We start from the raw sequence: 23,664 nt of genomic DNA on the forward strand, positions 1-23,664 counted from the left end.
GCCATGCCTTTTGGAGGAGCCGCGGTTGCCCTTGTACTGGATAAATTCCGATCTGTACAAAAAAACCCGCTCTTTCCCGAGGATCGAGCAGGCTCTGTTCTCCTTTATTCCGCTCCCCGAACCCGGCCGGTCCGGATCAGCCAGCCGTGCTGCACGTATTCGGCCACGCCGAACAAGATCGCCACGAACCCCGCTCCCACCGCCGAGATTTGGGAGCCCGGCACCAGAAAGGCGCTGGCGTACACAATCAAAAACCCCGCGATGAAATCCGCCGCCGTGCTCATCCACAGGGTACCTGGCCGCAAAATCATATGCTCCAGCCAGTATCCTGCCAAAGCCAGGACAAAGCCCACTCCGATCGAATAATAGAGGGACGAGTAATTCACTTCAGGGAACAGCGCGTCTGCCAGCACTACCACTACGGGACTTACGAGCAGCTTCACCAGTAAACCGTCCACGCCCATCCGCCTCCTTTTTCAGCTTTCCACAGTATTCCCGATTCCAGCGATTCCTACCGGGCATTTTTTCATGCCGCGAAAGGGCGCACCCTGGAAGACGAAAGCAAAGCGCAAAAAACCCGCATCGATACCGACGCGGGTTTTGTCCAAGCACTTTCTTATTTGATTGGGGCCTCGGTTTGCGTCTGTGCACTGTCGGCAGCACTTTCGGCAGCGCTCTCGGCAAACGACGGATCGTACCATTCGACCTTGTGATTCTTCTCCAGCGACTCCATCCACTTCCCGTAATTTTCGCTGCGGTTGCTTTCCACCAGAACGTTTTTGATCTGATCCCGCACTTTGTCCAATTCGGGGGCAGGCGAACCCATCTGGTCTTTGTTCGCGTTGTAGTACTGCTGGATTTGCTCCTCAGTCACCGGGAACGCCTTGTCCAGCAGCTTGTCGCGGGTCATGAGGAGCTGCAGCTGGTTCCGGAGCTTTTCTTCGTTCATTCCCATACTGTCCAGGTAGTTTTTAAAAGCTTCCTCCGAACCGATCTGCTGCTTCATCCCGTTGATTTCCTTGTCTACATCTTCTTTGCTGACCGTTATATTTTGCAGTTTGGCTTCCTGCTTGATTAAAGATTGCGCCACAAGTTCGTTTAGCATCTGTTTCCCGTACAGACTTTTCATTTCATCGTACAATTGGTACTGCGTGATCGAGGTATCGCCTGCCTTGACCAACGCAGGGTCGCGCTCCTGCTCGCTTGCCTGGTAGACCCCTAGCACAGCTAGTCCCACCAGCAGGATGGAGGCCGAAAGAATGGAAACGTCAAACTTCTTCACATGGAAATCCTCTCTTTCTTTAACTTGCCCCCCAGTATAGGCAAAAGTTGCGGTAGAAAAATGGAACACCGTTACACAGGATTTCCACATTTCCTCCTATTTTCCGTCCGCCTCCGTCCCTCACATGAGAAAACGAGTCAAAAAAGAGGTGAGTACGGAGGCGATTACAGGTCCCAAAACCGCCCATATTTGCAAAAAACGCTCTTGCTTTCTTCCTTTGTCTCCTTCGATCATCTCTGCCATTTTTTCTTGGTTCGTCTTCTCGTTGTTCAGCAGCTGCATGATGATGTCTTTCTCTTTATCTGTGATTCCTGACTTCAACGCGATTTCCGTCTGCAATTTCGTCAATGCTTGCACCAGTTCTGCCCGTACCTCTTCCATTCGCTCCAAGCGATGCTCGATTCTCTCCAGCCATCTCGTGGCTACCGTCATTTTTCCTTCTAGTTTGTCGATGCGTTCCTCGAATTTGTCCAAGCGCTGATAGATGCGTTGCAGTTGTTGATCCAGGTCCTTGCTCGATTCATTTTGTCCCGGCGTCATGGGTCCACCTCCTCCGTCTCCTGTACTACCTTTTATATGAACGGGGGGTGGCCATTGCTTGTACTCGTACCCTTCTTCCCTTACCGGTAGCGAAAAAAGGCTGTCTCAGAAAATCATTCGGGGCGCTGCGCTGTAAGGAAGAAGCGATGCGTCGGAATATCGATATACCCCTCCGCTTCTATTCGATTATGCAGGGACAGCAGCCGGTCTGCATGGCTCTCCACGGAAAAGCCGGGAAATTGCCAGATGATCGCGTTTACGTAGTAGACGATTGCCCCGATGTCGTAATAGCGCGTGAAGCCCATCTCTTCCTTTTGCTGCAGAATGGCAAAGCCGGCCTCCCGAAGCTCCTCTACGGCGTAGGCGAGGTTCCAGTGCGAATACTCGCCCGAGGACGGTATGTCCAGCAAGCGGTTCAACTCGAGGTTGTCCTGCCCTCCTACCTGCTGGGTGACAAACACGCCTCCGTCTGTGAGCACGCGATACACTTCCGCGGGAATATAGGCTTCATGTCTGTTCACCACCAGCTCGAACGACTGGTCGGGAAAAGGCAGATCCTCTTCCCCGTCCGCTTCGGCGACGGCAACCCCCAACGGTTCCAGACGATTGCGGGCGATCTGGACGTTGGGCGGATAGCCTTCGGTGGCGACCGTCTGCGCCGGGAGTGGCCGAAGCATCGAAAGCAGCTCGCCGCCTCCCGTGCCCATGTCGAGCATCGACGCTTTCCCCTTCATCCTTTGCTGGACGACGCTCGCGTAGTTCCAAGACAAGGGAGAATCCTGCATCCTTCCAGTCCCGGTCAAATAAGAAAAGTCCCACCCCTCGAAGGGCTGCTCGGCCTCTTTGCACAAATATTCGATCCACTCTGTTCGGTTCATTCCGTTTGCCTCCTTGCGTTTGTCTTCCCTGCTTACGTCCGACCTGAGACGGAGATAAAATCCGGCCCCGGTACGTGTGGGTCTGAGACGTTCCTCTTTATCATAGAAAGCGAACTTATTTTCGGGGGGAAATGATCATGCCCGATTTTACTTTGCTGGCAGGGGTCGATCAAGGATTGTACATCGTTGTCTTCGTCCTCGCGCTTGTTTTTGCCTTTCGCGCCGGACGCCTCGCCGCGCGTCCGCCCGGCCCCGCTATGGCAAGCAGCGCCCGCTGGACCTTTTCTCTGGGCTGCCTGACGCTTTTGGCCGCGGTGGCGCAATGGCTGCAGACGTGGCTCATGTTCGACTCCTTCGGCTGGCTTTACATAAACGACAAGCTGCTCGGCTTTCTGCCGCTTATCCTGGCTCCCGCGATCGCAGTTGCGCTGGTGTCTTTGCCGCGCCTTTGGAGGTTGGGGGTTCGCGTGCTTCCCTTCCCCGTCCGAACAGACGCATCCGACGAGGAACAGGCGGCTTGGCGAATGGCGGCAGCCGCGCCGGAAACAATCGTCCCTATTCACGCCTTGTCCCTGGGGGCCTTCCTCGCCGCTGCGCTGCAGTTCGTTTCCCCTGCTGTCACGCTGGATACCGGGGCGCTCATCGGCGCATGGGGAACGCTGATCGCCGGCACCTCCGCCCTCTGGATCGGGCAGTCATGGCGCCAGCAACGGTTCGGCCGTCCCGGACCGCTGCACAAAGCCCATCCGCTGATCCGCTTCCTGCGCTTCGCCATCCTTCTCCTCCTCGTATGGGGCGGCATCGCCACTTGGTTCAACCAGGCGCTGGAAGCAAGCCGCTTGCCTGACAGGATGAACATGGCGGAGCCTAGCGCAGGCGGACAGGAGAACAGGCATGCCCATGCAGCAAATGCGCAAGAGCAGCATGCCTCCGGTGTATCCCGCGGTCAATCAGTCAGCGTGACGGAATTGACGGGACCCCGATCGGAAATTCCCGATCGGCGGTTTACACTGACGGCACAAAAAACGCAGCTCTCGCTCCCTTCCGGCAAAAGCGTGGAAGCCTGGACGTACAACGGCCAATATCCCGGCCCTGAATTGCGGATGCGGGAGGGCGAGCTGATCGAGGTCGTGCTGGAGAACAAGGACATCCCCGAAGGTGTCACGATTCACTGGCACGGCCTGAACGTCCCGAATGCAGAAGACGGAGTGGCCGGCGCTACCCAGGACGCCGTGCTGCCCGGAGAGAAGCACGTGTACCGGTTCGTGGCCAAACAAACGGGAACGTATTGGTATCATTCGCACCAGCAGTCATCCGTACAGGTAAAAAAGGGGCTGTTTGGCCCGCTCGTCATCGAATCGGCAAATGAAGCAAAATCGCCAAAGCAGCCGTCTCTTGATCTTACCCTCGTACACCACAAGCTGAACGGAGGGGGCGGCTTCACGCTAAGCGGCAAGCAGGGAGTCACAAAGGAGCAGGCCGCACCCGGCACGCCTGTCCGCCTGCGTCTTATCAACGCCGACAGCAGCCCGGCCTACTTCCAGCTCCTGGGCTCCCCTTATCAGGTCGCCGCAATAGACGGAAACGATGTGCACGATCCAAATCTGATCGCAAACCAGACGCTGCTGATCGCGGCTGGCGGTCGATACGACATCACCTTTACCATGCCGCAGCGGCCCGTCTTTCTTTCCCAGTCAAGATCGGACGGAGGCCGCGGGCTCCTGCTCAGTCCGGACGGAACGGGAGAAGCACCCCCTCCCCATCCGGATCTTCCCGTATTTGATCCGGCCGGCTACGGCAGTCCCGTGCCGCTGCCTTTCGATCGAGCGGCCCGATTCGACCGGGATTTCCGGTTCGTTTTCGACGTCCAGCTCGGATTTTACGACGGGCGGCTGGATGGGCTGTGGGCGATCAACGGCAAGGTCTTTCCCGACACCCCGATGCTGATGGTACAAGAAGGGGACCTCGTCAAAATGACGTTCGTCAACCGCAGCTATATGGATCACCCGATGCACCTGCACGGGCATCACATGCTGGTGCTCAGCCGAAACGGAACGGCCACGACAGGAAGTCCCTGGTGGACCGATACCCTCAATGTCGCCCCGGGAGAGACCTATGAAGTGGCTTTCCGCGCAGACAATCCAGGCCTGTGGATGGACCATTGCCACAACCTCACCCATGCCAGGGTCGGGATGACGATGCACCTCGTCTACGAAGGAGTGACCACACCATTTCTAATGGGAAGACAGACTCGCAACCAGCCCGAGTAGGAAGCGACGGCCGGAGAGCCATTGAACAGAAAGCAGCCAGACGCTCTGCGCGCCGGCTGCTTTTCTTGCTTGCAAAGCTGTCACTTCGTTCTCCGTTTTTTCGCTGCCAAAAGGCGGTTCAACGTCTCGTCCGCAGGAGCATCCTCTTTGGCTCCCCGTTCTTGCTGCCTGGCAACCTTTGGAGCTGCAGGGGTGGTATGCGCAGGGCTTCCCGATGCCTGTTCGGTAGGCCGCATGACTCCTGCAGCCGACTTGGGATTCTGCTGCGCGCCCGCTGCCCTTCTCTCTCCCAGACGCGTCAACACAGCTTGGCCGCGTGCATCAGACTGGGCCAGAGGCCGTTTGCGCCACAAAGCCGTCAGCTTTGCCCACCAATGATCAGGCAGCTGCAGCCTGCGAGACGCCACATCGAGCGGCCAGAGGAGCGCCGCCAGCATCAGCAGCCACTCGCCGATCGGCTGTGTCTCCCACTTGCCAGCCATGCTGCCCGCGAATGCTTCCCCCGGCTGCTCGATCAGGGAACCTCCTCCGGCAATCAGCCAATTGCGCAGCTCCTGTTCGCCGTCCCGCGGCAATCCGAATTCCGGCGAATACGCTACTGTCAATCCGGCCGTTTGATTGGCTACGATCTGTCCGCCTGCCTTTTCCACGATTTGAATCAAGTAGGAACCCGGATCGGCTGCCGCGAAATCGCCTGCCAGCACGCCGGGAGCAGTCGGCTTCAACCGGATGGCCTCGCGCTGCATCTGCTGGCTGATCACGACCGCTTCCAGCTCCTGCGGCATAGGGGCGTTGTCCGGAAGCGTCACTGTGACCCGTCCCGTACCGTGAGCCAACTGCGTCTCCGTCTTCCAGTTCCCCTGGCTTACTTGGGGCAGCGTCCAGGCTACCAGCTCGTTCCAGAACCGGCTGCTTCCTCCCCAGCTCACCCAATCTGGCGCCCACTTGCCTTCCAGATCGCTCGTCCACGCAACCGTCCGCCCCAGGCCGTACTGCCAACGGGCGAGCACCGGATCTTCGTCCACGCTCACAAGAGGGGTCTCGGCTGTCTGTTTCGGCGTGGTCGCGATATAGGCGAGAAGCGGCGGTACTGCCTGCTTCAGCGAAGCCCAGCCGCCGGATCCTGTACGGATCGGCTCTTGCGGCTTTTCCACGATGAAGGTGCGGCTGGCCAAAGCCGTTTCCTTGCTGAAAATCTTCGGGATGGATTCGGCGTCGCCTGCAAAGTAATACCGGCCTTTGCCCATTTCGCTGATCATCTGGAGCAGCTGCGTATCGGCACCATCTCCCACCGCAACGGTCGATACGGTGATGTTTTCCCCCGCCATCTGCTGCAGCAGTCCCGCGTAGTCGTCGTCCTGACCAGACTGCCCATCCGTCAGCAGGATGACGTGCTTGCGCTGCGTCTTCATCGTCTTGATACGTTCGTACGCCAGCTGCAGGGCGGGATAGATGTCCGTGCCGCCGTCCGCGTAAATGCTGCCGATTTGGCGCTGCATTTCATCGAGCTGCGTGACGCTTCTCGGAGCGACTACTTCCCATGGGGAACCGTCGAAAGCGATGACCCCGATCTGATCCTGCCCGTTCATCATGGTCGTGGCGCGGATTGCTGCTTCCTTGGCCAGCTCCATCTTGTCCACGCCACGCGCATCTCCGGTCATGCTGCCGGACTTGTCGATCACCAGCTCCAGGCCGAGTGACGGCAGGTTTTCCTTTCCCTTGAGATCCATCTGGACGGGCAATGCCTCTTCGATCGGCGTCTGAAACCAACCGCCCATGCCAAAGCTGTCCCCGCCTCCTGTCATGATCAGCCCCATTCCCAGATCGCGGACGGCCGTACGGATGCGCTCCATGTCTTCATCCCCGATCTGCGTCGCGGGCACGTCTGCCAGCACAAGAGAGGCGTACGGTTTATAGCCGTCCAGCTCCTTCGGCAGCAGCCGGGCGTCCTTCACTTCCACAGCCATGTTGCCCGCTTTCAGGGCTTGCGTCAGGTTGCTCGCCGCTCCCGGATGCCCTTCGACAACGAGCACCACGGGCGCGCCCGCTACCCCCGTGTAGGCGGTCGCCTGATTGTTTGCCCGCACCGTATCGCGCTCCGGCTCGATCTCGACTCGGAAACGGTGAAAGCCTTGCTGTATGGCCTTTTGGGAAAAGACGAAACGGTTTTTCCCCTTTTCGATCGCGACCTTTTGGCTGCCCGCTTCCCGGTTGCCCTCGTACAGCCGAAGCGTCGCCCCGGTCGATTGCGTGCTTTCCACGTCCACGCTGATGGCGAATTCTTCTCCGGCGTACAGACGCTCCGGCACCTGCACCGCAGCCAGCAGTACCTCGTCTCCCTGCGGCTGCTGCATGGAAACAGCCTCCACAGCGATACCCCGATCCACGGCGAGTCTGGTCTCCCGCTCCGCATCTCCGCCGGTCGCCACGCCATCCGTCAGCACGACGACTTTTCCCCGTGCCTGGCTCGGGATCATCGCGGCGGCCAGGCGTATTCCTTCCGCCAAATTGGTCGCATTGCGATTCACCTCTACTCCGAGCGGCTGCACCTCATCGCGCGTGGTCAAGGGCTGGTCTACCGCCGCTTTTTCCCCGACCGCGACGACGGCGTACTGATCCTGCGGCTGTTTGCGGCTGACCGCCTCCCGCAAAAACGCGGCGAGCCGCGGATCGTCCTTCATGGAGGCCGATCGGTCGACGACAAACACGACAGTTTTGCCCTGCACGGGTGTAAGCAGCTGGGTGCCCGCCAGCGTCAGGATCAGCAGCAGAAATACAAGCGTTCGCAGGGCCAGGATGACCGCTTTTCTGCTCGCAGGCATATGCCTCTCGCCGCGCCACCAGCGAATCAGCACGTAGCAGGCCGGGAGGAGGAGCAAGAGCAACCATGGCGACGAAAAATCAATACCCACGCTGATACACCCTCCATTCCACAAACACGGCCAGCAATGCCAGCGCCGCAAGCCATGGCATCAGCTCCCGGCTCCCCGCCGCTGCGGCCGACTGGCCTTCGCTCTCATCCGTCGGCTGCATTTCGCCGGTCGCCACCCGGATCGTTTTAGGTGTGATATCGGATTGGGACTCGTTCATCTGTACCGGAAAATACCGGCTGTGCCATTTCGCATCGATCTCTTCGTCGATCCGGTACAATCCTGTTCGATCCGGCGCCTGCAGCGTCCAGCTCGTCCCTGCCGCCTGAATCGGCTTGTGCCCGCCGGAAGGATCGACCAACACCCGCTTCGTTGCGCCCGGAGTCAAAGGTACGGTCAGCAATTCCCCCGGTGCGGCAGGGCCGATCGACGCTGTACGGGAAGGGGTGAGCCAGTTGACGGCATTTTGCATGAATATCGGAAAAGCCGGGCGCAGCGGCAGGTCGGAGTCGTGCAGGTCAAAACCGATGATCACGACACGCTTTCCTTCGAGGGTGCCTGCACGCACAAGCTCGGCTCCACCCGCCATCACCAGCGGCTTCATGCCCGGCATCTCGCCGAGCACGGCGGTCTTGGCGACGTGTACGTCACGCCAGTCCACGTAGCGGAGCAGCGGTTCGTCCGTGCTCCCCGACTTGGGCTGTTCGTCCAGCTCGACCTCACCCTTGTACGGAAGCCAATCCGCGCCTCTTTCCGGTGCTATGAGCAGGATATTGCCCTCCGGCAGACGGTCGGGCACGACTCCGTCAAACACCCAGACATCCCTCGCAGCGCCATTCTTCACTGGCATTTCCTGCATGGTCTCCACATCCAGACTGCCGACCGTCTGCAGAGCTTGATGGAGAAAGCGATTGCCGCCTGGCGAGACGAGCGCGACTTTGCCGACTCCCGTCGAAGAAGGCACGCTCCACGCCTCGTTGTCCGTCGCAAGCCCATCCTGCTGCGGCTCGATGACCGCCCGATAGACGGGGGAGCCAGGCAGATCGTCCCACGTGATCGTTCGGGAGGCGCCCGCTTCTACCGAGAAGGTATCCGTATCGAGCAGCTTGCCCTCTCCGTCATAAACGGTCACCTTTCCTTTCGCCGTTTGGCTGCCGTGGTTGTCGATCCGCACGAGCCCATTTGTCCCCTTCGCTCCTTGTTGCGTCACGAAGGCGCCAATTGCCGTATTTTCTCGCGTTTGTCCCATCTGCATGAAGCGGAAGCGTCCGGGATAGGCAGCCGCGGAAAGCTCGCCCGTCCCCCCTTGCGCACCGTCCCCCAGCCAAACGATGCTGCTGCCGGGCTCGTTTGCCGCGATTGCACCCGCAAGCGACAAGGCGGCCCCGGTATCGACGCTGCCGCTCGCCGGGGGCAGCTGCCGAATGGCTTCTCCCAGCTGCTGACGATCGGAGCTTTTGGATACCAGTACGTTTGGCTCTCTTCCTGCGACCATCAGCGTAACGGTTTGCCCTGCGCCCAGCCTTTCCATCAGGCTCGACGCTTCGGCCACGGCCTTCTCCAGCCTGGTCTGCCCGCCTTCGCTCGTCTGCATGCTCGCCGAATTTTGAATGACCAGCACAGTGTGATCCGTCGTCATGCCATCAGTGGAAATAGCCGGCCCGAGCAGCGCCAGCACCAGCAAAAGGGCAGCCAGAAGCTGCAGAAGCAGAAGCAGATTGCGTCGCAGCTTTTCCCAAGGCCGCACCGCTTCCCAGTTTTGCAGCGTCCGCTGCCAGAGCAGCGTGCTCGGCACGACGCGATCTTCGACTTTCCGCTTGAGCAGGTAGAGAACGATGATCGCGGGGATGATCAGCGCGATCCATATGTTTCCTACTGTCATCCACTGCATGGTGGTTCCTCCCCTCTCTAGCGAATGATGCCGGCTCTGCGAAATACTTGAAAGACGATCGATTCCACGGCCTGCTCCGCCTCGACGGACAGTACCGGCATGCCCCGTCCAAAGGCAAAGGCGGACAGCTCCTGCCGGTACTGCTGCAGACTCTTGCGGTACTGCTCCAATAGCGTTCCGGTCAAAGACACTTCTTTCGCCTGGCCGGTCTCCGCGTCGATCAGACGCAGCTCTCCCCGATAGGCAGGGTCCTGCTCTTCGCCGGAGAGCACCTGCACCAGGATGACGTCCTGCTTGGCGGCCTGCAAATAAGCGAGGCCGCTCTCATAGCCGGACTCGAACAAAAAGTCGGACAGCACGATGGAAATGCCCCCCTTGCCGCTGACAGCGCCTGGTGACCGCAACGCCTCGTTCAAATCGCCGGTCCCTCCCGGCTCCAGCTTGGCCAAAAAGTCGAGCAGGCGCGGAGCCTGGCTTTTCCCTTGCAACCCTCGCACGGCTGCCACCATTTGCCGATCGAAGGCGTAGATCGATACGTGATCCAGATGGCAGAGGGAAAGATAGCCCAGCGCAGCCGCCAACTGGACGCTGCGCTCCCATTTGCCGGTCTGGCCGTGGCTCATCGAACGGCTGCAGTCGATGTACACATTAACGGTCAGCTGCGTCTCGTCCAGGTACTTTTTCAAAAACAGCTTGCCCGAGCGTGCGTACGCATTCCAGTCCAGCTGGCGCAAATCGTCTCCGGGCACGTAGGCGCGATACTCCGCAAACTCCATGGAGCTTCCGAGCTGCTTGGCGCGCCTAAGTCCCGCCTGATTTCCGCTCGCTGTCCGCTTGCTTGCCATCTGCAGCCGCTCCAGCTTGGCCAGCCAGGCAGGATCCAACAGATGCCCGCTCATGCTCGGTGACTCTCCATTTTATCCAGAATGTCGCGGACGATTTGGTCGGTGCGGATGCCGTTCGCTTCTCCCTCGAAATTGAGCAGGATCCGATGGCGCAGGGCGGGCATCGCTACTGCCGCGACGTCCTCGAAGGCCAGGTTGAACCGGCCGGCCAGCAGGGCGCGCACCTTCGCCAAAGCGACCATCGCCTGCACACCGCGTGGACCGGCTCCGTTTCGCACATACTGCTTCACCGATTCCACGGAGTCCTCATGCGGATGGGTCGCCAGCAGCAGCCCCACGGCATAGTCCAGCACGGGCTCCGCCACCAGCACTTCGCGGGCGGCCTGCTGAATGTCGGCGATCTGCTCGGCTGACGCTGCCTTGCCCACATCCGCGGCTTGGCCCGACGTAGTCTGACGCACGATGAGTTTCAATTCTTCTGCCGTCGGATACGGGACGTCGATCTTCAACAAGAACCGGTCCATCTGGGCCTCCGGCAACGGATAGGTGCCTTCCTGCTCCAGCGGGTTTTGCGTCGCCAGCACGAAGAACGGCTCTGGCAGCTTGCGGGTCGCGCCTCCTGCCGATACTGTCCGCTCCTGCATCGCCTCCAGCAAGGCGCTTTGCGTCTTCGGCGTCGCCCGGTTGATCTCGTCTGCCAGGACCACGTGGGCGAAGATCGGGCCGGGCTGAAACGAAAAAGCTTGCTGTCCCTTCTCGTCCACGCGCAAAATATTCGTACCTGTGATGTCGGTCGGCATCAAATCCGGCGTAAACTGGATGCGCTGGAACGACAGCTCAAACGCCTGCGACAGCGTACGCACCAGCAGTGTCTTCCCCAGGCCGGGCACCCCTTCCAGCAGTGCGTGCCCCCCTGCAAACACCGCCCAGAGCAGCTGCTCCACCACGTCTTTTTGTCCTACCAGCACTTTCCCGATTTCTTGCCTGACGAGTTCTACCCGTTGCAGGCAGTCCTCCAGCGTTTGTTGCGCCATCGCCTGGCCCTCCTTTTCTGTGAGCGGTTGTCCTCACGGCTCGATATTGCTGAAATACTGTTTGACGACTTCCTGGTAGTCGCCGGGTATGTTCCCTTTTTCCATGCTTTCGCGGGCGAACTGCTCGTACTGGCCGTACACTTCCTCGTAAGGCAGCGCGCCGCCTGCGGATACCTGCGTGCTTTGGCTCTGGCGCGATTGGGAAGGACCGGCTCCGAGCGGGCCGCCTGCCGTATCGGTTGGACCGCTATTGCCGCCGATTCGGGCGGACGGCACGGTGACGAGCTCATGCGATCCCGTTCCCAGGTCGGCGCCGCCGCCCCTTCCACTGCCTGCTCCTCTCCCCGACCCGGAGCCGCTTCCGGAACCCGAGCCATTGCCGTTGCCCTGGCTCGAGCCACTGCCTTGTCCCGAGCCGTTTCCTTGGCCCGCCCCTCCATTACCCGGCTGTCCGGCGGCACCCTGACCCGCATTCGCGGCGCTGTCGCCCGCTGACGTCCCTGCTGGTACTCCCGATGCCGGCACTGCTTGACCCGGGCTCGCTGTCCCGGCTGGAGCGCCAGCACCTCCTGCACCTCCTGCACCTCCTGCACCTGCGCCTCCCGAGCTGGCGAGCATCATTTGGGCCTGCTGCAAGGAGGTGGCGGCATTGGAGAGAGCCAGCGTAGCTGGTCCCGCTTGTTGCGTACCTCCCATCGCCGACATCAGTCCACTTTCCATCGCAGCCATCGCCTGCGGTACTTGTCCCTGCGACAACTGCTGCGCCGCCTGGGCCAATTGGGTCGCGATCGGCTCCAGCGATTTGGCCGCAGCAGCCTCCTTGCCCAACTGTTCGGCCGATTTTGCCAGTTCTTTCGCGAGCGCGTCGCGTTGGCTCGGGGACATCTTTTCCATCTGCTCCGCCGCTTGCTTCAGCGCTTTTTCCAGCTCCTGCATGTTCCCGGACTTCATGGCATCCGCAAGCGCCCTCGTCCCTTCCTGGCTGCCCAGATTGTTTTGCAATTGCTGGAGAGCCGCTTGCCGCTTTCGCTCGATTTCCTTCCATTTGTCCAGCTGCTTCTGTGCCGCCCGAAGCGCATTTTGGCGCTCAGCGGGATCTTTGGCGGCAGCCAGCTCTTTTTTGGTTTGCTCGAGCAGTTGCGCCAGCTGCTGTTTTTCGGTCTTGCTCATCTCTTTGTTGTTCTGAAGCTCTTCCTTCGCTTCGTCCAGCTTTTCCTCCGCTTGGGCAAGAGACTTCTTCTCCTGTGCCATTTGCGCCAGACGAAGATCCTGCGGGTTGGGCAGGCAAAACAGCAAGACGCCCGCCGCGAGCAAGGCTCCGCCCGCGTACAGCCGCTTTTGCAGCCCGCCCCACACCCGCACGCTTTCCACCGTTTGCGGCAGGGTGCGCCGCAAGTGCTGCAGCGCGTCTTCCCGCTGCATAGCCGCGATCCTTGAAGAGTTTTCCCTGTTTTCCCACGCGGTGACTACCCGCTGTGCGAGGCCGTTTGCGTCGGCGGTCCGGGCGGAGTCCAGCACGGACGGCTTTTTCCTGTACCCGGTCGCCCAGCCGCAGAGAAGAGCGACGCTGGGCAGCGCTATCACCAGCCATGAATAATACGGAATCGGCCAAAGGCGAGCAACGAGGAGAAGCGCCACGCTTCCCCCCAGCCCGCACAAGCCGTATGCGGTCAACTGCCTTGCCCACGTGCGCCTCTCCAGCTTTTTGCGAATCGGCCTGAGCAACGCTTGCAGTTCATCCTGCGCCCTTGCTTTCGGAGCGAACATGGCTTAGTTCTCCTCGGGAGCGGCTTTTCGCAAGCGCGGCCGCACAGGCTGAATCAGGTAAATCGACAGGAGCAGGCAAACGACTGTCACTACCGCAAAGAAGAGGCAGTAATACCAAAACGGATCCACTGCCAACAGGCTCGATGCCGGGTGCGTCTTGCTCATATCCCGCACCGGACCTTCGCCGAAGATGTTCATCAAGGCGAACAGCGGATTGATGCTGTGCAAAAGGTCCGGCCAGACCGGCATGGGTCCAGACGGGTAATTGTTCATCCGCCGCTGGTAGCGGATCAACTCGCGTATGATTTCGGCCAGCACGCTGGAACCGATCGAATAGCCGAAGACGATCGCATAGCTGACGACCGTCGCGATCCCCGTCCGTTTGATGAGGGTGGACAGCAGGACGCCGATGCTGCCGATGCCGAACATGGTGATGACGTAAAAGCCGAATACCCGCAGCAGCTGCGATGGAGAGATTCCGCCGTACAAAAAGACAATCGCGTACAGCGGGATGGTGGCGAATACGAGAAACGTCATAAAGCTGAGGGACGCCAGCCATTTGCCCACGATGAGGCGGGTCGCACTGACGTTGGTGGTGAGCAGGACGCTTAGCGTCTGCCGCTCCCGCTCGCCGGAAATGACTCCTGCCGTGAGACCGGGGACGACAAAGCAGATCATCCCCAGCTGCAGGATGGACAGCATCATGAACAGTTCGCGCGTCTGATTGGGATTGTAGTAGCTGCCGCCGTTTGTCTCCAAAAAGATGTAGAGCAGCGTGATCCCGCCCAGCACGAGCAGGTAGAGCAGGATGATCCAAGGCGAACGCTGCGTCCGCATCCGCATCTTCCATTCGTTGAACAACACCGGATTGCGCCATGCTCTCCATGCGTTCATGACCCCACCCCCTTCGTAATTTCCAGGAAGATTTCCTCCAGGTTGCCCTGCGCCTCATTGAATGCCGCTACCGGAAAGCCTGCCGCTGTCAGCTCGCTGAGCAGTTTGACCTGCTGCTCGTCGTCGCCGGCAAAACCGGCCACCACCCAGTTGCCTTCCCGGGTGACACCGGAGACAGCGGGCATTTCCCGCAATCGCGTCATCGCTTCCTCCACCTGATCCAGCAATCGGATGCGCAAGACGCGTTTTTCCTGCATTTTCGCGTAAATTTCATCGACCCGGCCAAAGGCCATCAGATTGCCTTCCTCGATCACCCCGATCACGTCGCACATCTCCGCCAGCTCTGGAAGGATGTGCGAGCTGATGATGATCGTCTTGCCCATGTCGCGCAGCTCTTTCAAAATTTCCCGCAGCTCGATGCGTGCGCGCGGATCCAGGCCGGATGCCGGTTCGTCCAAAATGAGCACCTCCGGATTGTGCACCAGCGAGCGCGCCAGCCCCAGACGCTGCTTCATCCCGCGCGAGAGCGAGTCGACGTAGGCGTCCCGCTTGTGGCTCAGATTCACCAGCTCGAGCAGCTGCGGGATGATCTGCTTGCGCTCCGCTGCCGGAATATCGTAGTTGGCTCCGTAGAAATCGAGGTATTCTTCTGCGGTCAAATTGTCGTACACGCCGAAAAAGTCGGGCATGTATCCGATCAGCTTGCGCACTTCCTTCGGGTGCTTGGTCACTTCGTAGCCGCCCACGTACGCCTTTCCGCTCGTCGGCGCAAGCAAGGTCGCCAGGATCGACATGGTCGTCGACTTGCCGGCTCCGTTCGGCCCGACAAAGCCGAATACCGTCCCTTTGTCAATTTCGAGGGTCAGTCCTTTCAGCGCCTCCATTTTTCCGTATCGCTTCTTCAAGTTTTGGATCTGGATCACAGATGGGTCACCTTCCCTTCCACGCTGGCGCTCGGAATGCCGATATGGCGTTCGTCTGGGAATGCGTGCGAGAATTTTACCCGCAGAACACCATCCTCAGAGAGGTAAGCCGCAGCCTTCGTCCCGTCCATGATATTGTTCGCAAATACCTGATCGTACGGGTCGAAGGCCTTCGTCTTCCAGTTGTACACCTGCTTGTCGAACGGAGTATTGTCATCGGACCAGGTGTACAGATACAGGCGGGAGATTTGCAGCTTCTTGCCTTCCCGCTCGATCCGGGCGTCAAACGTGATGTCTCCCGCAGCCAGGAAATAGCCGTCGCCGTTGTCGTCGACCGGCACGCTGCTTCCTGACATCGTCACGTCGAATGTACCCGCCGGATAGTACACATGCCCATCCTTGGACGGCTTGACCTCGAGCTCGGATGTGACCAGCGAGAGGCTGTCCATGTGAACGGACTCTCCTTTTACGGTCGCGTCCACGATCGGCTCGTTCGTCCAACCCGCAATCATCACCTGTTGCATCTGGTAGGAAGCACTGCCTCTGAAACGAAGAGTTTCCACCATGGTTTGCTCGCGCGCATCTTCGTTTCGGACTCCTTGCAGATGCTGCGGCACGAGCTGGCTGGTCAGCCGCTGGATTTGCCCTCTCCTCATCTGCGTCTGCGCGCTTGGCTGGAAGCTCAGCTTGACCTGCACGGTGCTGCCCGGCGCCATTTCCCCGACCTCCTGCACCTGGGTGTCAGAGACGACCTTCACGTCGCGGAGCGTGTACTTCGTCTGGTTGGTCACCGTTCCGGTCAGTGCTCCATCGGCGTAGGACAGATCGGAGACAAACTTGCCTGCATCGGGTACGGGCCGCTCAGTCGCCACCTTGCGCATCGACCAGAACTCCACGTCGCGGAATTTGACGTCGGTGTGGTCTGGCTGCAGGGACGCCCATATCAGCGGGACTTCTCCCCACCGGCTCCCGTCGACGATCGGCTGGGACAAGCCTTCCCCGTAGATGGTCAGCTGGTAATCGCCCCCTGTCGGCACAAACATCGCCGTCACTGCCTTGGCTTTGGCGCCGCCTTCTTTCGTCAGCTCGAGATAGCCTGTCTGATGGACCATCACACCGCTCCCTCGCTGCATGGCTCCGAAGGAAAAAATCCCGATCCCGGTCACGACGGACAAGACGGGAACGATGGCCCACATGTAGCTTTGCTTGCGCTTGTGACGCAGGATGTAAAACAGCACAGGCCCTGCGATCAGGGCGTAAATCCCGAAGAACAAGGCAAACCATCCGACGTTCGGAATTTTCAGCGAAGGCATACGCTCCGCCGCATCGCTCAACGCCCACACACTGTCCAAGAACTGCTCCCGGGAATCGTCAAGCGAGGATCCGAAAGCGCGGGGCAGGACGTCCGCCCAAAGCTTGCCGTTTCCGGACCAGCTCGCCAGCGGCTCAGCCGCCAGATCGTAGGCCACGTACAGCACCTTTCCCTCTTCGACCGTGCGCGATGCGAACAACGGCTGCTTCCCTTCCGTGTACAGCGCTTTCCCCGCCTTGAGCGTGCCGCTGCTGATGGTAAAGGGTGCGGTCAGCTCCACCGGCTTGCTTTTGTCGAGAATCAGGCTAGGCAAAGATTTCACGGTCGTGACGCCGCCTACTTCCACTGGCGACAGATCAGCCAGTTCTCCCGCAGTTTTGCCGTACTGGGCGCCCCCCGCCAGAATCAGCATCCCGCCGGAAACGGTCCATTCCCGAATCGCCTGGATTTGCTGCGCGTTCAACGTATCCAACGCAAAATTGTTCAGGACGAGCAGATCGATCATACGCAATTGCACGCCCGCCGTCGGCACCTGCTCCGGCTTCATCGGCAAGACTCTGACCTCGTTTCTGAAAGCCCCTTTGGGCAGCACTCCCAAAAAATTGGCCGTATCCCGGTCTTCCGCCAGCACCCCGACCATCAGGGTGTCCCGGCTGTATCGCCTGCCGCCGACGGGTGCCTTGGCGACAATCTGGTCAGCTTTCATCAATGCCACATAGGAATCCGAGCGAACTTCGGAGCCAGGCACGGTAATCGTGATTTGCTTGGCCGCCCCTTTCGCGATGGAGACGGGTTGATAGTAGGCGACGGAGAACGTATTGTTGCCCATGTCTCCTGTCGCCACGATCAGATCCCCTTCCACATCCGCTCCGCTGTTCGTCATGGTCACCTGTACCGGCACCATCCCCGAATCTTTGTACTCGCCGCCGATTCCCGCCGTGACGCCCAGTTGCACGCCTGCTTCCGCGCGGGCGCTGCCGACCTCTCCGAGAGGTCCTCCCGTGAACAGCAGCAGGAGGGCACAGACGGCCATCAGCCACATTTTGAACATTACTGGTTTCATTCGCTTCCTACCCCCATGATCCGCTCTTCTCCCCAAAAATTTGTCAATTTCATACATATATAGACGGTTCGATCGGGAAAAGGCTACATGAAATTTGGAAAATCCTTGTCTGTGGCTTGCGACTCATCTGTATCGCCCCGGGTATTTACTTTTGCTTCGCGGCATGCTATTGTTATTTCGATGATTGTAGAAATAAGGGATGACTACGCCAAAAAGGATGCTTGCGATGAATGACGGAAACCTGGAAATGAATCAAGCCGTGAAGGTGCACAGAGCTTTGGGCGAGCAGACGCGATACAAAATTATTCGGATCCTGACGAAGGAAAGCAATCTGTGTCCGGCTGACCTCGAGAGACGGCTGGAATCGGTCGCCTTGTCGACGCTCTCGCATCATTTAAAGCAGCTGGCGGATAGCGGCCTCCTCGTTTCCCAAAAAAAGGGGACTTATATTTATTACAGCCTGAATGAGGAAACGATCAAAAAATTTGCCCCCTATCTGCTTGATTAAATTTTTCGCTTATATTTCGATATAACTAGAAATATAAAATTCCTTCTTGTCATCCGCATCCTTTTACGCGTACCAGTAACCTTCTTATTTCTATGTTTTTAGAAACATAAAATTAAATCAAGAAAGAGGTTGTCGCCATGTCGCAAGTCTGGAAGGTCTATATTCTCGCTCTGGTCAGCTTTCTGGTAGGGACGTCCGAGTACATCATCTCGGGAATCCTGGACAAGATTGCAGACAGTCTCGCTATTTCCGTGGTCGCAGCCGGGCAGCTGATCACCGTCTTCTCCCTCGTGTACGGTCTCGGCACTCCCCTGTTGATCGCGTTGACGGTTCGCTGGGAACGCCGCAAGCTGCTTTTGTCAGCGCTTGGGCTGTTTGTCCTCGCAAACGGCCTCGCCTTCGCCCTACCCGGATACGGGCTGTTCCTCGGGGCTCGCGTATTGATGGCGCTCGGCGCGGGAGTCGTTGTCGTCACCGCACTGACCATTGCGGCCAAAATCGCTCCGCAAGGGAAGCAGGCCAGCGCGATTGCGACTGTCGTGATGGGCTTTACCGCATCGCTGATCGTCGGCGTTCCTTTGGGACGAATGATCGCCGCTGCCTATGACTGGAAAGCCGTCTTTGGCGGGATCGGTGCACTCGGCTTGCTGGCCATGCTGATTCTTTTCCTTTCCATTCCAAAAACGAAGGGAGATGCCCCTATTCCGCTGCGTCAACAGCTGTCGCTGCTCAGGCAACCCCGCATTGCCTTCTCTCTTCTCGTCACCTTCATGTGGCTGGGCGGTTATTCACTCGCTTACACCTATATCACCCCGTACCTGCTGTCTGTCGCAGGCATGAGCGAGGGCATGTTAAATTCGGCCTTGCTGGCATTTGGTATCGCGAGCTTGATCGGTTCCAAGCTGGGCGGCTACAGTGCGGATCGCTGGGGCGTGTATCGCACGCTGACGTCCGGAATGGCCCTGCATATCGCCACACTGTTTTTGCTGACCTTGGCCGCTCACTCCACCGTCCTTGTCTTTTCTTTGTTAATCCTGTGGTCGTTCGCCGCCTGGTCTACCGGTCCGACTCAGCAGTACCATCTGGTCACTCTGGCGCCGGAATCATCCGGTATCATGCTCAGTCTGAACAGCTCCGTCATGCAGCTGTCCATGGCTGCCGGGGCAGGGCTCGGGGGGATTGTCGTAAACAGCGTGTCGCTGGCTTCCGTCACCTGGATCGGAGCACTCGGTGTCTTGATCGCAGCGGCCATCGTCTCCCGTTCGTACCGGCCTGCCAGCCCCCAAAGGGAAGGAGCGAGAGAAGTACGCCAGGCGTAATTCCCTCGACCGTCGGAAAGTCAAAAGAACAAAAGCCTTGGCCTTGGCGATGCCGCCGGCTAAGGCTTTGTTTTGCTTTTCAGCGCTGTCTTTTCAAAATCCCCAAATACGCCTGCCACGGACCGACATCATCCCTGTACCTTTCGGCCATGACCCGAACGATCTGCGCGATGTGCGTCAAATCGTGAACCACCCATGTAGACACCAGCTCCCTCGCCTTTACGGAGCCGAATTCCGGATGGGAGCCCGTCCGTTCCAGGTGCGATTCCTTCGCAACCAGCTCGATGAGTCTGGCTATGTTTTGCGTGCGAATGGCTTTGAACTCCTCGAGCTTCGCTTCCAACGATCTTGCGTTTTCGGCCTTCAGGTGGGAATAGCGGTCAAACAGAGGAAACGGCTTGTTTTCGCCATCCCGAACAATCGTCTCCAGCCTGGGGATCCAGTTGTACTTCTCAGCCTCAATGAGATGCTCCACCACTTGGGTGGGGGTCCACGTACCCTCGCCTTCGTCGGATTGCAGCCAGCCCTCCGACAATCCTGCTAAAAACTGCGACAAGGTCTGCGGGGTGCGCTCGAGAACTTCCATTGCTTCGTTCAAGGTAAAATTCATAGCCCTGCTCCTTTTTCCGGATTCAACGCCAGGTCTTTCGCATCGATGTCATTTTCCCTATGATATTCGCCCCCGCAGCAAAGAATTTCCTTTTTGTGCTGCACATCCGCAGGTCGCTATTGCTATGACCCGTATTGAGGTCGCCCCTCATCCCGCCTCCGTCCGTTCCACCCTCTGCGCCAGCTTCCGCTTGGCAAATGCCAAAAACAAGAGGGCCGAAATCGCCACGGACACTGCGCATACCGTAAACAGCACGCCATATCCCGTATACTGGGAAACCCAGCCGAGGGCGATCGAGCCTGCCCCGATGCCGAGGTCGAAGGCGGTCATAAACGACGCGGTCGCAACTCCTCTCTTTTCCGGCGGAGCCAGACGCAGGTTGGCCGCCTGGAGTGCCGGCTGGGCCGAGCCAAAGCCTAGTCCGTACAGAAGAGCCGCGACGATCACACCGAACAGTCCGTTCGCAAAGCTCAGGACGAGCAGCGACGCCACCGTGAGGACGAGCGAGGGGACGATCACATTCGCTTCCCCGAGCCGGTCAGACAGCTTGCCGGCAAACGGCCTCGCCAACGTCAGAGCCAGGGCGTAGACGAGGAAAAAGGTGCCCGAGTTGATCTGGATGGATGCTGCGAACAGCGGCACAAAGGTCGTGATCCCGCCGTAGGCCACCGCCAGAAAGAACAGCGACACGGTCACCGGCCAAAGCGCCTTCTCGAAGATGCCCATTTTCTTCGCCCCGGCTTTTGGCGTGAACGGCGTTTTTGTCGCGAAGACGAGGATCAGAGCTGCTACGGACAGAGCCGTCGCCAGCAAAAACAAACCGTGGAACGAGCTGTTTTGCAGCACCCATACCCCCAGCATCGGGCCGATCGCCATCGCGAGCGTCATCGCCATGCCGAACCAGCCCATCCCTTCTCCTCTGCGCGTAGTCGGAATGATGTCGGTGACCGATGTGCTCACCGCTGTCGTGGAAAAGGCCCAGCTGGCCCCATGCAGTACGCGAAGCGCCAGCATAACCGCGATGCTCCCTACCCAGTCGTACAGGTACATCGACACCGCAAAGAAAACCATTCCCCAAAGCATAAACGGCCGTCTGCCGTACCGATCGAGAAGTCCCCCGACAAACGGGCGAAAGACGACAGCCGTCAACGTAAATACCCCGGCCGCCAATCCCACGTGGGCATCGCTGCCGCCCAACTCCTTGATAAACAGCGGAAACGTGGGCAAAAGCAAATAAAATCCGGTAAACAAGATCAGCATACCGGCCATCATTTGAATAAATGTCTTGGTCCACAGACGCTCCAAGCGTCTCCCCTCCTTGCATGCCCTTCTTTTTTGGACGCGTCCGTTGCCGCTTTACTCCTCCAGCATGCGGACCCGCTGAATCTCTTCCTTGACCCACTGCATATCCGCCTCGCCCAGCCGCTTGCGATGGTCGAACACCCGCAGCAGTTGGACGCGCTGCTTTTCCGGCTCCGGCTTCACCGTGAGGAGATACCTCTCGAAGCTCGTTACGTGCTGATAGCTCTTCTCGAGCATTTGCAGGTACTGTTCCAGACAGGCCAGGCGCACGTCCTTGTCGACGTACGAAAAGTACACCATTTTGAAACGGAACAACAGCTCTGTTTCAGCAACCGCTTCCGTCCCCAGCGGCTTTTCCATGAGCTCATGAAATCGCCTACGTCCCGCCTCGGTAATCCCGTAAATTTTTCGTGTCCGTCCTCCTGCCGTTTCTTCTTCAATCCGCAGGTGGATCCACCCGGCCTCCGTCATGCGGGATAGGAGCGGATACAAAGTGCCCGAGCTGATTTTCCGGACGAGCCCGACCGAGTTCGCCAGGATGTCTTGCAGCTGGTAGCCGTGCTTGTCTCCCGTCATCAGCTCCCCCAATACAAACAATTCGTACAATCCAGCGCCTCCCTTCCGCAGCTTATGTGTCGATACGATAGTTATAATATATGTCGCCACGACATATTTTTCCACCGAAATTTTCCTTTTTCGTCCGATTTCCGCTCTTTTTCACAAAAAAACACCGATTGCCACCCCGGAAGCTCACACAGACTCATTCTTCCGAAGGATATGGCAATCGGTCCAAAAAAGACGCCAGCAAGAAGACGCTCTCTCGTTCAGCGCATGACTGCTAGGAGCTCCAGCCGCCCCTTACCTGAAGCGACGGCAGCATCCCGGCGGACAGAACCTGCAATGATCCGGACACCGTCTTCCAAAAGATCGGAAACGCCTCCATTGGCTAGACTCCGGAGGACGTTGACCGTATCCCGGACGTTGACCGTATCCCGGCCATTGCATTGAGGAATTGGAGGATGGGAAGGACACGGATTGATTGTACGTCGAAGACTGGGATGACGACCAATACGAACTTGGATAATACATGCTGTCGCCCTCTTTCCTGGTAATTTTGGATGACTATATGTGTATATGCAGGGGAGCATGTGTCCGCATAGACGAGTAACATTCCCAATAGGAAAATCAGGTAGCCACCTATGCCCGATCCTGACGTACCCCGTCGCCCCTTTCGCTCCGCACCTCGCTCATCCGTGGACGCCGCCTCCCAGATTCAGCAAGACGCATCCCCCGATGATGAGGCCGATCGCGATGACCTTCTTCACGGTAAATACGTCGTGGAAGACGAGAACGCCGATCACGGCCACGATGGCCGTCCCCAATCCCGACCAAATGGCATAAGCCGTTCCGACCTCCATCTCCTTCAGCGCGAGACTCAGCGAAGAAAAGCACAAAATGTATAGTACAAACATCGAGATCGTGGGAATCGGCTTGCTCAGCCCTTCAGACAGTTTCATCGATGTGGTGCCGGCCACCTCAAACACGATGGCCAGCAGCAAGTAAATCCAGCTCATTACGAATCCTCCACTCCCTGTTTTCTGCCATTCTCTACGCGATGGCCTTTTTCGATTAGATCCAAACTCTTCCTATCCAACTATACACGGTTTCGTTATGATGATGAAAAAAAAGGGAGGAAATTCCGATGACACTTTTCGAACCGGCGCCAAAACCTGTTCGCTTCCTGGAAGGGGAGCGCGTCTATTTGCGGCCCATCGGATTGGATGATACGGACTGGTATTTCCGTTCGTTGTACAATCGCGAAGGCCGCCGCCTCACGGGCACGCAAAAGCACTATTCTCGCGAGCAAATCCAGCAGTACATCGAGGGAAAATCGCAGGATTCCTCCAGCGTGCTGCTGCTCATCGCCAGACGGGACGACGACCGGGTGATCGGGGACATCCAGATCGGCACGATCGATACGTTCAACCGCAACGCCTTTCTCCGCATCGCCATCGACCAGCAGGAAAACCAGGGAAAAGGCTACGGCAGCGAAGCTATCCGTCTCATGCTGGACTACGGCTTCGGCATTCTCAATCTCCACCGGATCGAACTCAACGTCTTCGCGTACAACGAGCGGGCCATCCACACGTATGAAAAGCTCGGCTTTCAGCGCGAAGGCGTGCAGCGCCAAGCCCTCTACTACAACCACGCCTACCACGACTCGATCCTCATGTCGATGCTGGCGGAAGAATATCGGGCGAAATACCTCGGTTCCCGGCAAGAGGCGGGGACAAAGACCACTGTGACGTAGCATCGGGACCTATATCCGTCCCATCGAGCGCATGTAGGTCGGAAT

Annotated in this window: 20 protein-coding genes; 4 read left to right on the forward strand and 16 right to left on the reverse strand. The window is 58.6% G+C overall.

The features are described 5' to 3' along the window. Nucleotides 1–104: 104 nt before the first annotated feature. The 4 genes from RGB73_RS26565 to RGB73_RS26580 form a co-directional block, all read right to left on the reverse strand. Complete coding sequence (locus tag RGB73_RS26565; protein WP_310766145.1) at nt 105–458, reverse strand: hypothetical protein; 354 nt, start codon at nt 456–458, stop codon at nt 105–107. 158 nt (nt 459–616) lie between these two features. Further along, a complete protein-coding gene (locus RGB73_RS26570; RefSeq protein WP_310766146.1) occupies nt 617–1,282 on the reverse strand; it encodes a SurA N-terminal domain-containing protein in 666 nt (221 codons plus the stop codon). 120 nt (nt 1,283–1,402) lie between these two features. Further along, entirely contained in the window at nt 1,403–1,822 is a 420-nt protein-coding gene (locus tag RGB73_RS26575) for a hypothetical protein (RefSeq protein ID WP_310766147.1), read from the reverse strand. A 113-nt stretch (nt 1,823–1,935) separates the two neighbouring features. Next, nucleotides 1,936–2,700, reverse strand: coding sequence for a class I SAM-dependent methyltransferase (locus RGB73_RS26580; protein WP_310766148.1), 765 nt, complete (start codon nt 2,698–2,700; stop codon nt 1,936–1,938). Between the two features lie 137 nt (nt 2,701–2,837). On the opposite strand from RGB73_RS26580, the gene RGB73_RS26585 reads away from it, so the two are divergent. Further along, nucleotides 2,838–4,970, forward strand: coding sequence for a multicopper oxidase family protein (locus RGB73_RS26585; RefSeq protein WP_310766149.1), 2,133 nt, complete (start codon nt 2,838–2,840; stop codon nt 4,968–4,970). Nucleotides 4,971–5,050: 80 nt separating this feature from the next. On the opposite strand, the gene RGB73_RS26590 is transcribed toward RGB73_RS26585, so the two are convergent. Genes RGB73_RS26590 through RGB73_RS26625 form a run of 8 tightly spaced genes read right to left on the reverse strand, consistent with a single transcriptional unit; the run spans nt 5,051 to nt 17,569 of the window. After that, a complete protein-coding gene (locus RGB73_RS26590; protein ID WP_310766150.1) occupies nt 5,051–7,882 on the reverse strand; it encodes a VWA domain-containing protein in 2,832 nt (943 codons plus the stop codon). Continuing rightward, nucleotides 7,872–9,731, reverse strand: a complete 1,860-nt coding sequence (locus tag RGB73_RS26595; protein ID WP_310766151.1) for a vWA domain-containing protein — start codon at nt 9,729–9,731, stop codon at nt 7,872–7,874. Before RGB73_RS26595 ends, RGB73_RS26590 begins: the two co-directional genes overlap by 11 nt. Before the next feature lie 17 nt (nt 9,732–9,748). Then, nucleotides 9,749–10,630 (reverse strand): DUF58 domain-containing protein, encoded by an 882-nt coding sequence (locus RGB73_RS26600; RefSeq protein WP_310766152.1) that lies wholly within the window; start codon nt 10,628–10,630, stop codon nt 9,749–9,751. Further along, nucleotides 10,627–11,610, reverse strand: a complete 984-nt coding sequence (locus tag RGB73_RS26605; RefSeq protein WP_310766153.1) for an AAA family ATPase — start codon at nt 11,608–11,610, stop codon at nt 10,627–10,629. Before RGB73_RS26605 ends, RGB73_RS26600 begins: the two co-directional genes overlap by 4 nt. Nucleotides 11,611–11,643: 33 nt before the next feature. Beyond that, nucleotides 11,644–13,377 carry a hypothetical protein gene (locus RGB73_RS26610; protein ID WP_310766154.1) on the reverse strand — a complete coding sequence of 578 codons (1,734 nt, stop codon included), beginning with the start codon at nt 13,375–13,377 and terminating at the stop codon, nt 11,644–11,646. 3 nt (nt 13,378–13,380) lie between these two features. Next, nucleotides 13,381–14,271, reverse strand: coding sequence for an ABC transporter permease (locus RGB73_RS26615; protein ID WP_310766155.1), 891 nt, complete (start codon nt 14,269–14,271; stop codon nt 13,381–13,383). Then, nucleotides 14,268–15,194 (reverse strand): ABC transporter ATP-binding protein, encoded by a 927-nt coding sequence (locus RGB73_RS26620; RefSeq protein WP_310766156.1) that lies wholly within the window; start codon nt 15,192–15,194, stop codon nt 14,268–14,270. Before RGB73_RS26620 ends, RGB73_RS26615 begins: the two co-directional genes overlap by 4 nt. Further along, nucleotides 15,191–17,569, reverse strand: a complete 2,379-nt coding sequence (locus tag RGB73_RS26625; RefSeq protein WP_310766157.1) for a DUF7408 domain-containing protein — start codon at nt 17,567–17,569, stop codon at nt 15,191–15,193. Before RGB73_RS26625 ends, RGB73_RS26620 begins: the two co-directional genes overlap by 4 nt. A 226-nt stretch (nt 17,570–17,795) precedes the next feature. Here RGB73_RS26625 and RGB73_RS26630 point away from each other — a divergent pair, with 226 nt between their 5' ends. Both RGB73_RS26630 and RGB73_RS26635 read left to right on the forward strand, forming a co-directional pair. Further along, on the forward strand, nt 17,796–18,077 hold the full coding sequence (locus RGB73_RS26630) for an ArsR/SmtB family transcription factor (RefSeq protein ID WP_310766158.1): 282 nt from the start codon (nt 17,796–17,798) through the stop codon (nt 18,075–18,077). A 137-nt stretch (nt 18,078–18,214) separates the two neighbouring features. Next, complete coding sequence (locus tag RGB73_RS26635; RefSeq protein ID WP_310766159.1) at nt 18,215–19,396, forward strand: MFS transporter; 1,182 nt, start codon at nt 18,215–18,217, stop codon at nt 19,394–19,396. 79 nt (nt 19,397–19,475) lie between these two features. On the opposite strand, the gene RGB73_RS26640 is transcribed toward RGB73_RS26635, so the two are convergent. The 4 genes from RGB73_RS26640 to RGB73_RS26655 all read right to left on the reverse strand — a co-directional run bounded on the left by RGB73_RS26640 (nt 19,476) and on the right by RGB73_RS26655 (nt 22,882). Then, on the reverse strand, nt 19,476–20,006 hold the full coding sequence (locus tag RGB73_RS26640) for a DinB family protein (protein WP_310766160.1): 531 nt from the start codon (nt 20,004–20,006) through the stop codon (nt 19,476–19,478). Between the two features lie 147 nt (nt 20,007–20,153). Then, on the reverse strand, nt 20,154–21,311 hold the full coding sequence (locus RGB73_RS26645; protein ID WP_310766161.1) for an MFS transporter: 1,158 nt from the start codon (nt 21,309–21,311) through the stop codon (nt 20,154–20,156). Between the two features lie 51 nt (nt 21,312–21,362). After that, nucleotides 21,363–21,914, reverse strand: coding sequence for a PadR family transcriptional regulator (locus RGB73_RS26650; RefSeq protein WP_310766162.1), 552 nt, complete (start codon nt 21,912–21,914; stop codon nt 21,363–21,365). Between the two features lie 641 nt (nt 21,915–22,555). Next, a complete protein-coding gene (locus RGB73_RS26655) occupies nt 22,556–22,882 on the reverse strand; it encodes a DMT family transporter (RefSeq protein WP_310766163.1) in 327 nt (108 codons plus the stop codon). Between the two features lie 128 nt (nt 22,883–23,010). Here RGB73_RS26655 and RGB73_RS26660 point away from each other — a divergent pair, with 128 nt between their 5' ends. After that, on the forward strand, nt 23,011–23,619 hold the full coding sequence (locus tag RGB73_RS26660; protein WP_310766164.1) for a GNAT family N-acetyltransferase: 609 nt from the start codon (nt 23,011–23,013) through the stop codon (nt 23,617–23,619). Nucleotides 23,620–23,664: the final 45 nt, after the last annotated feature.

The sequence above is a fragment of the Brevibacillus brevis genome (genome assembly GCF_031583145.1).
Lineage (GTDB): Bacteria > Bacillota > Bacilli > Brevibacillales > Brevibacillaceae > Brevibacillus > Brevibacillus brevis_E.

Excerpts from the sequence above, each read along its gene's own strand:
- RGB73_RS26575 (WP_310766147.1), bottom strand. The coding sequence starts at position 1,822 with ATGACGCCGGGACAAAATGAATCGAGCAAGGACCTGGATCAACAACTG.
- RGB73_RS26580 (WP_310766148.1), bottom strand. The coding sequence starts at position 2,700 with ATGAACCGAACAGAGTGGATCGAATATTTGTGCAAAGAGGCCGAGCAG.
- RGB73_RS26585 (WP_310766149.1), top strand. The coding sequence starts at position 2,838 with ATGCCCGATTTTACTTTGCTGGCAGGGGTCGATCAAGGATTGTACATC.
- RGB73_RS26595 (WP_310766151.1), bottom strand. The coding sequence starts at position 9,731 with ATGCAGTGGATGACAGTAGGAAACATATGGATCGCGCTGATCATCCCC.
- RGB73_RS26600 (WP_310766152.1), bottom strand. The coding sequence starts at position 10,630 with ATGAGCGGGCATCTGTTGGATCCTGCCTGGCTGGCCAAGCTGGAGCGG.
- RGB73_RS26605 (WP_310766153.1), bottom strand. The coding sequence starts at position 11,610 with ATGGCGCAACAAACGCTGGAGGACTGCCTGCAACGGGTAGAACTCGTC.
- RGB73_RS26610 (WP_310766154.1), bottom strand. The coding sequence starts at position 13,377 with ATGTTCGCTCCGAAAGCAAGGGCGCAGGATGAACTGCAAGCGTTGCTC.
- RGB73_RS26615 (WP_310766155.1), bottom strand. The coding sequence starts at position 14,271 with ATGAACGCATGGAGAGCATGGCGCAATCCGGTGTTGTTCAACGAATGG.
- RGB73_RS26625 (WP_310766157.1), bottom strand. The coding sequence starts at position 17,569 with ATGAAACCAGTAATGTTCAAAATGTGGCTGATGGCCGTCTGTGCCCTC.
- RGB73_RS26630 (WP_310766158.1), top strand. The coding sequence starts at position 17,796 with ATGAATGACGGAAACCTGGAAATGAATCAAGCCGTGAAGGTGCACAGA.
- RGB73_RS26635 (WP_310766159.1), top strand. The coding sequence starts at position 18,215 with ATGTCGCAAGTCTGGAAGGTCTATATTCTCGCTCTGGTCAGCTTTCTG.
- RGB73_RS26640 (WP_310766160.1), bottom strand. The coding sequence starts at position 20,006 with ATGAATTTTACCTTGAACGAAGCAATGGAAGTTCTCGAGCGCACCCCG.
- RGB73_RS26655 (WP_310766163.1), bottom strand. The coding sequence starts at position 22,882 with ATGAGCTGGATTTACTTGCTGCTGGCCATCGTGTTTGAGGTGGCCGGC.
- RGB73_RS26660 (WP_310766164.1), top strand. The coding sequence starts at position 23,011 with ATGACACTTTTCGAACCGGCGCCAAAACCTGTTCGCTTCCTGGAAGGG.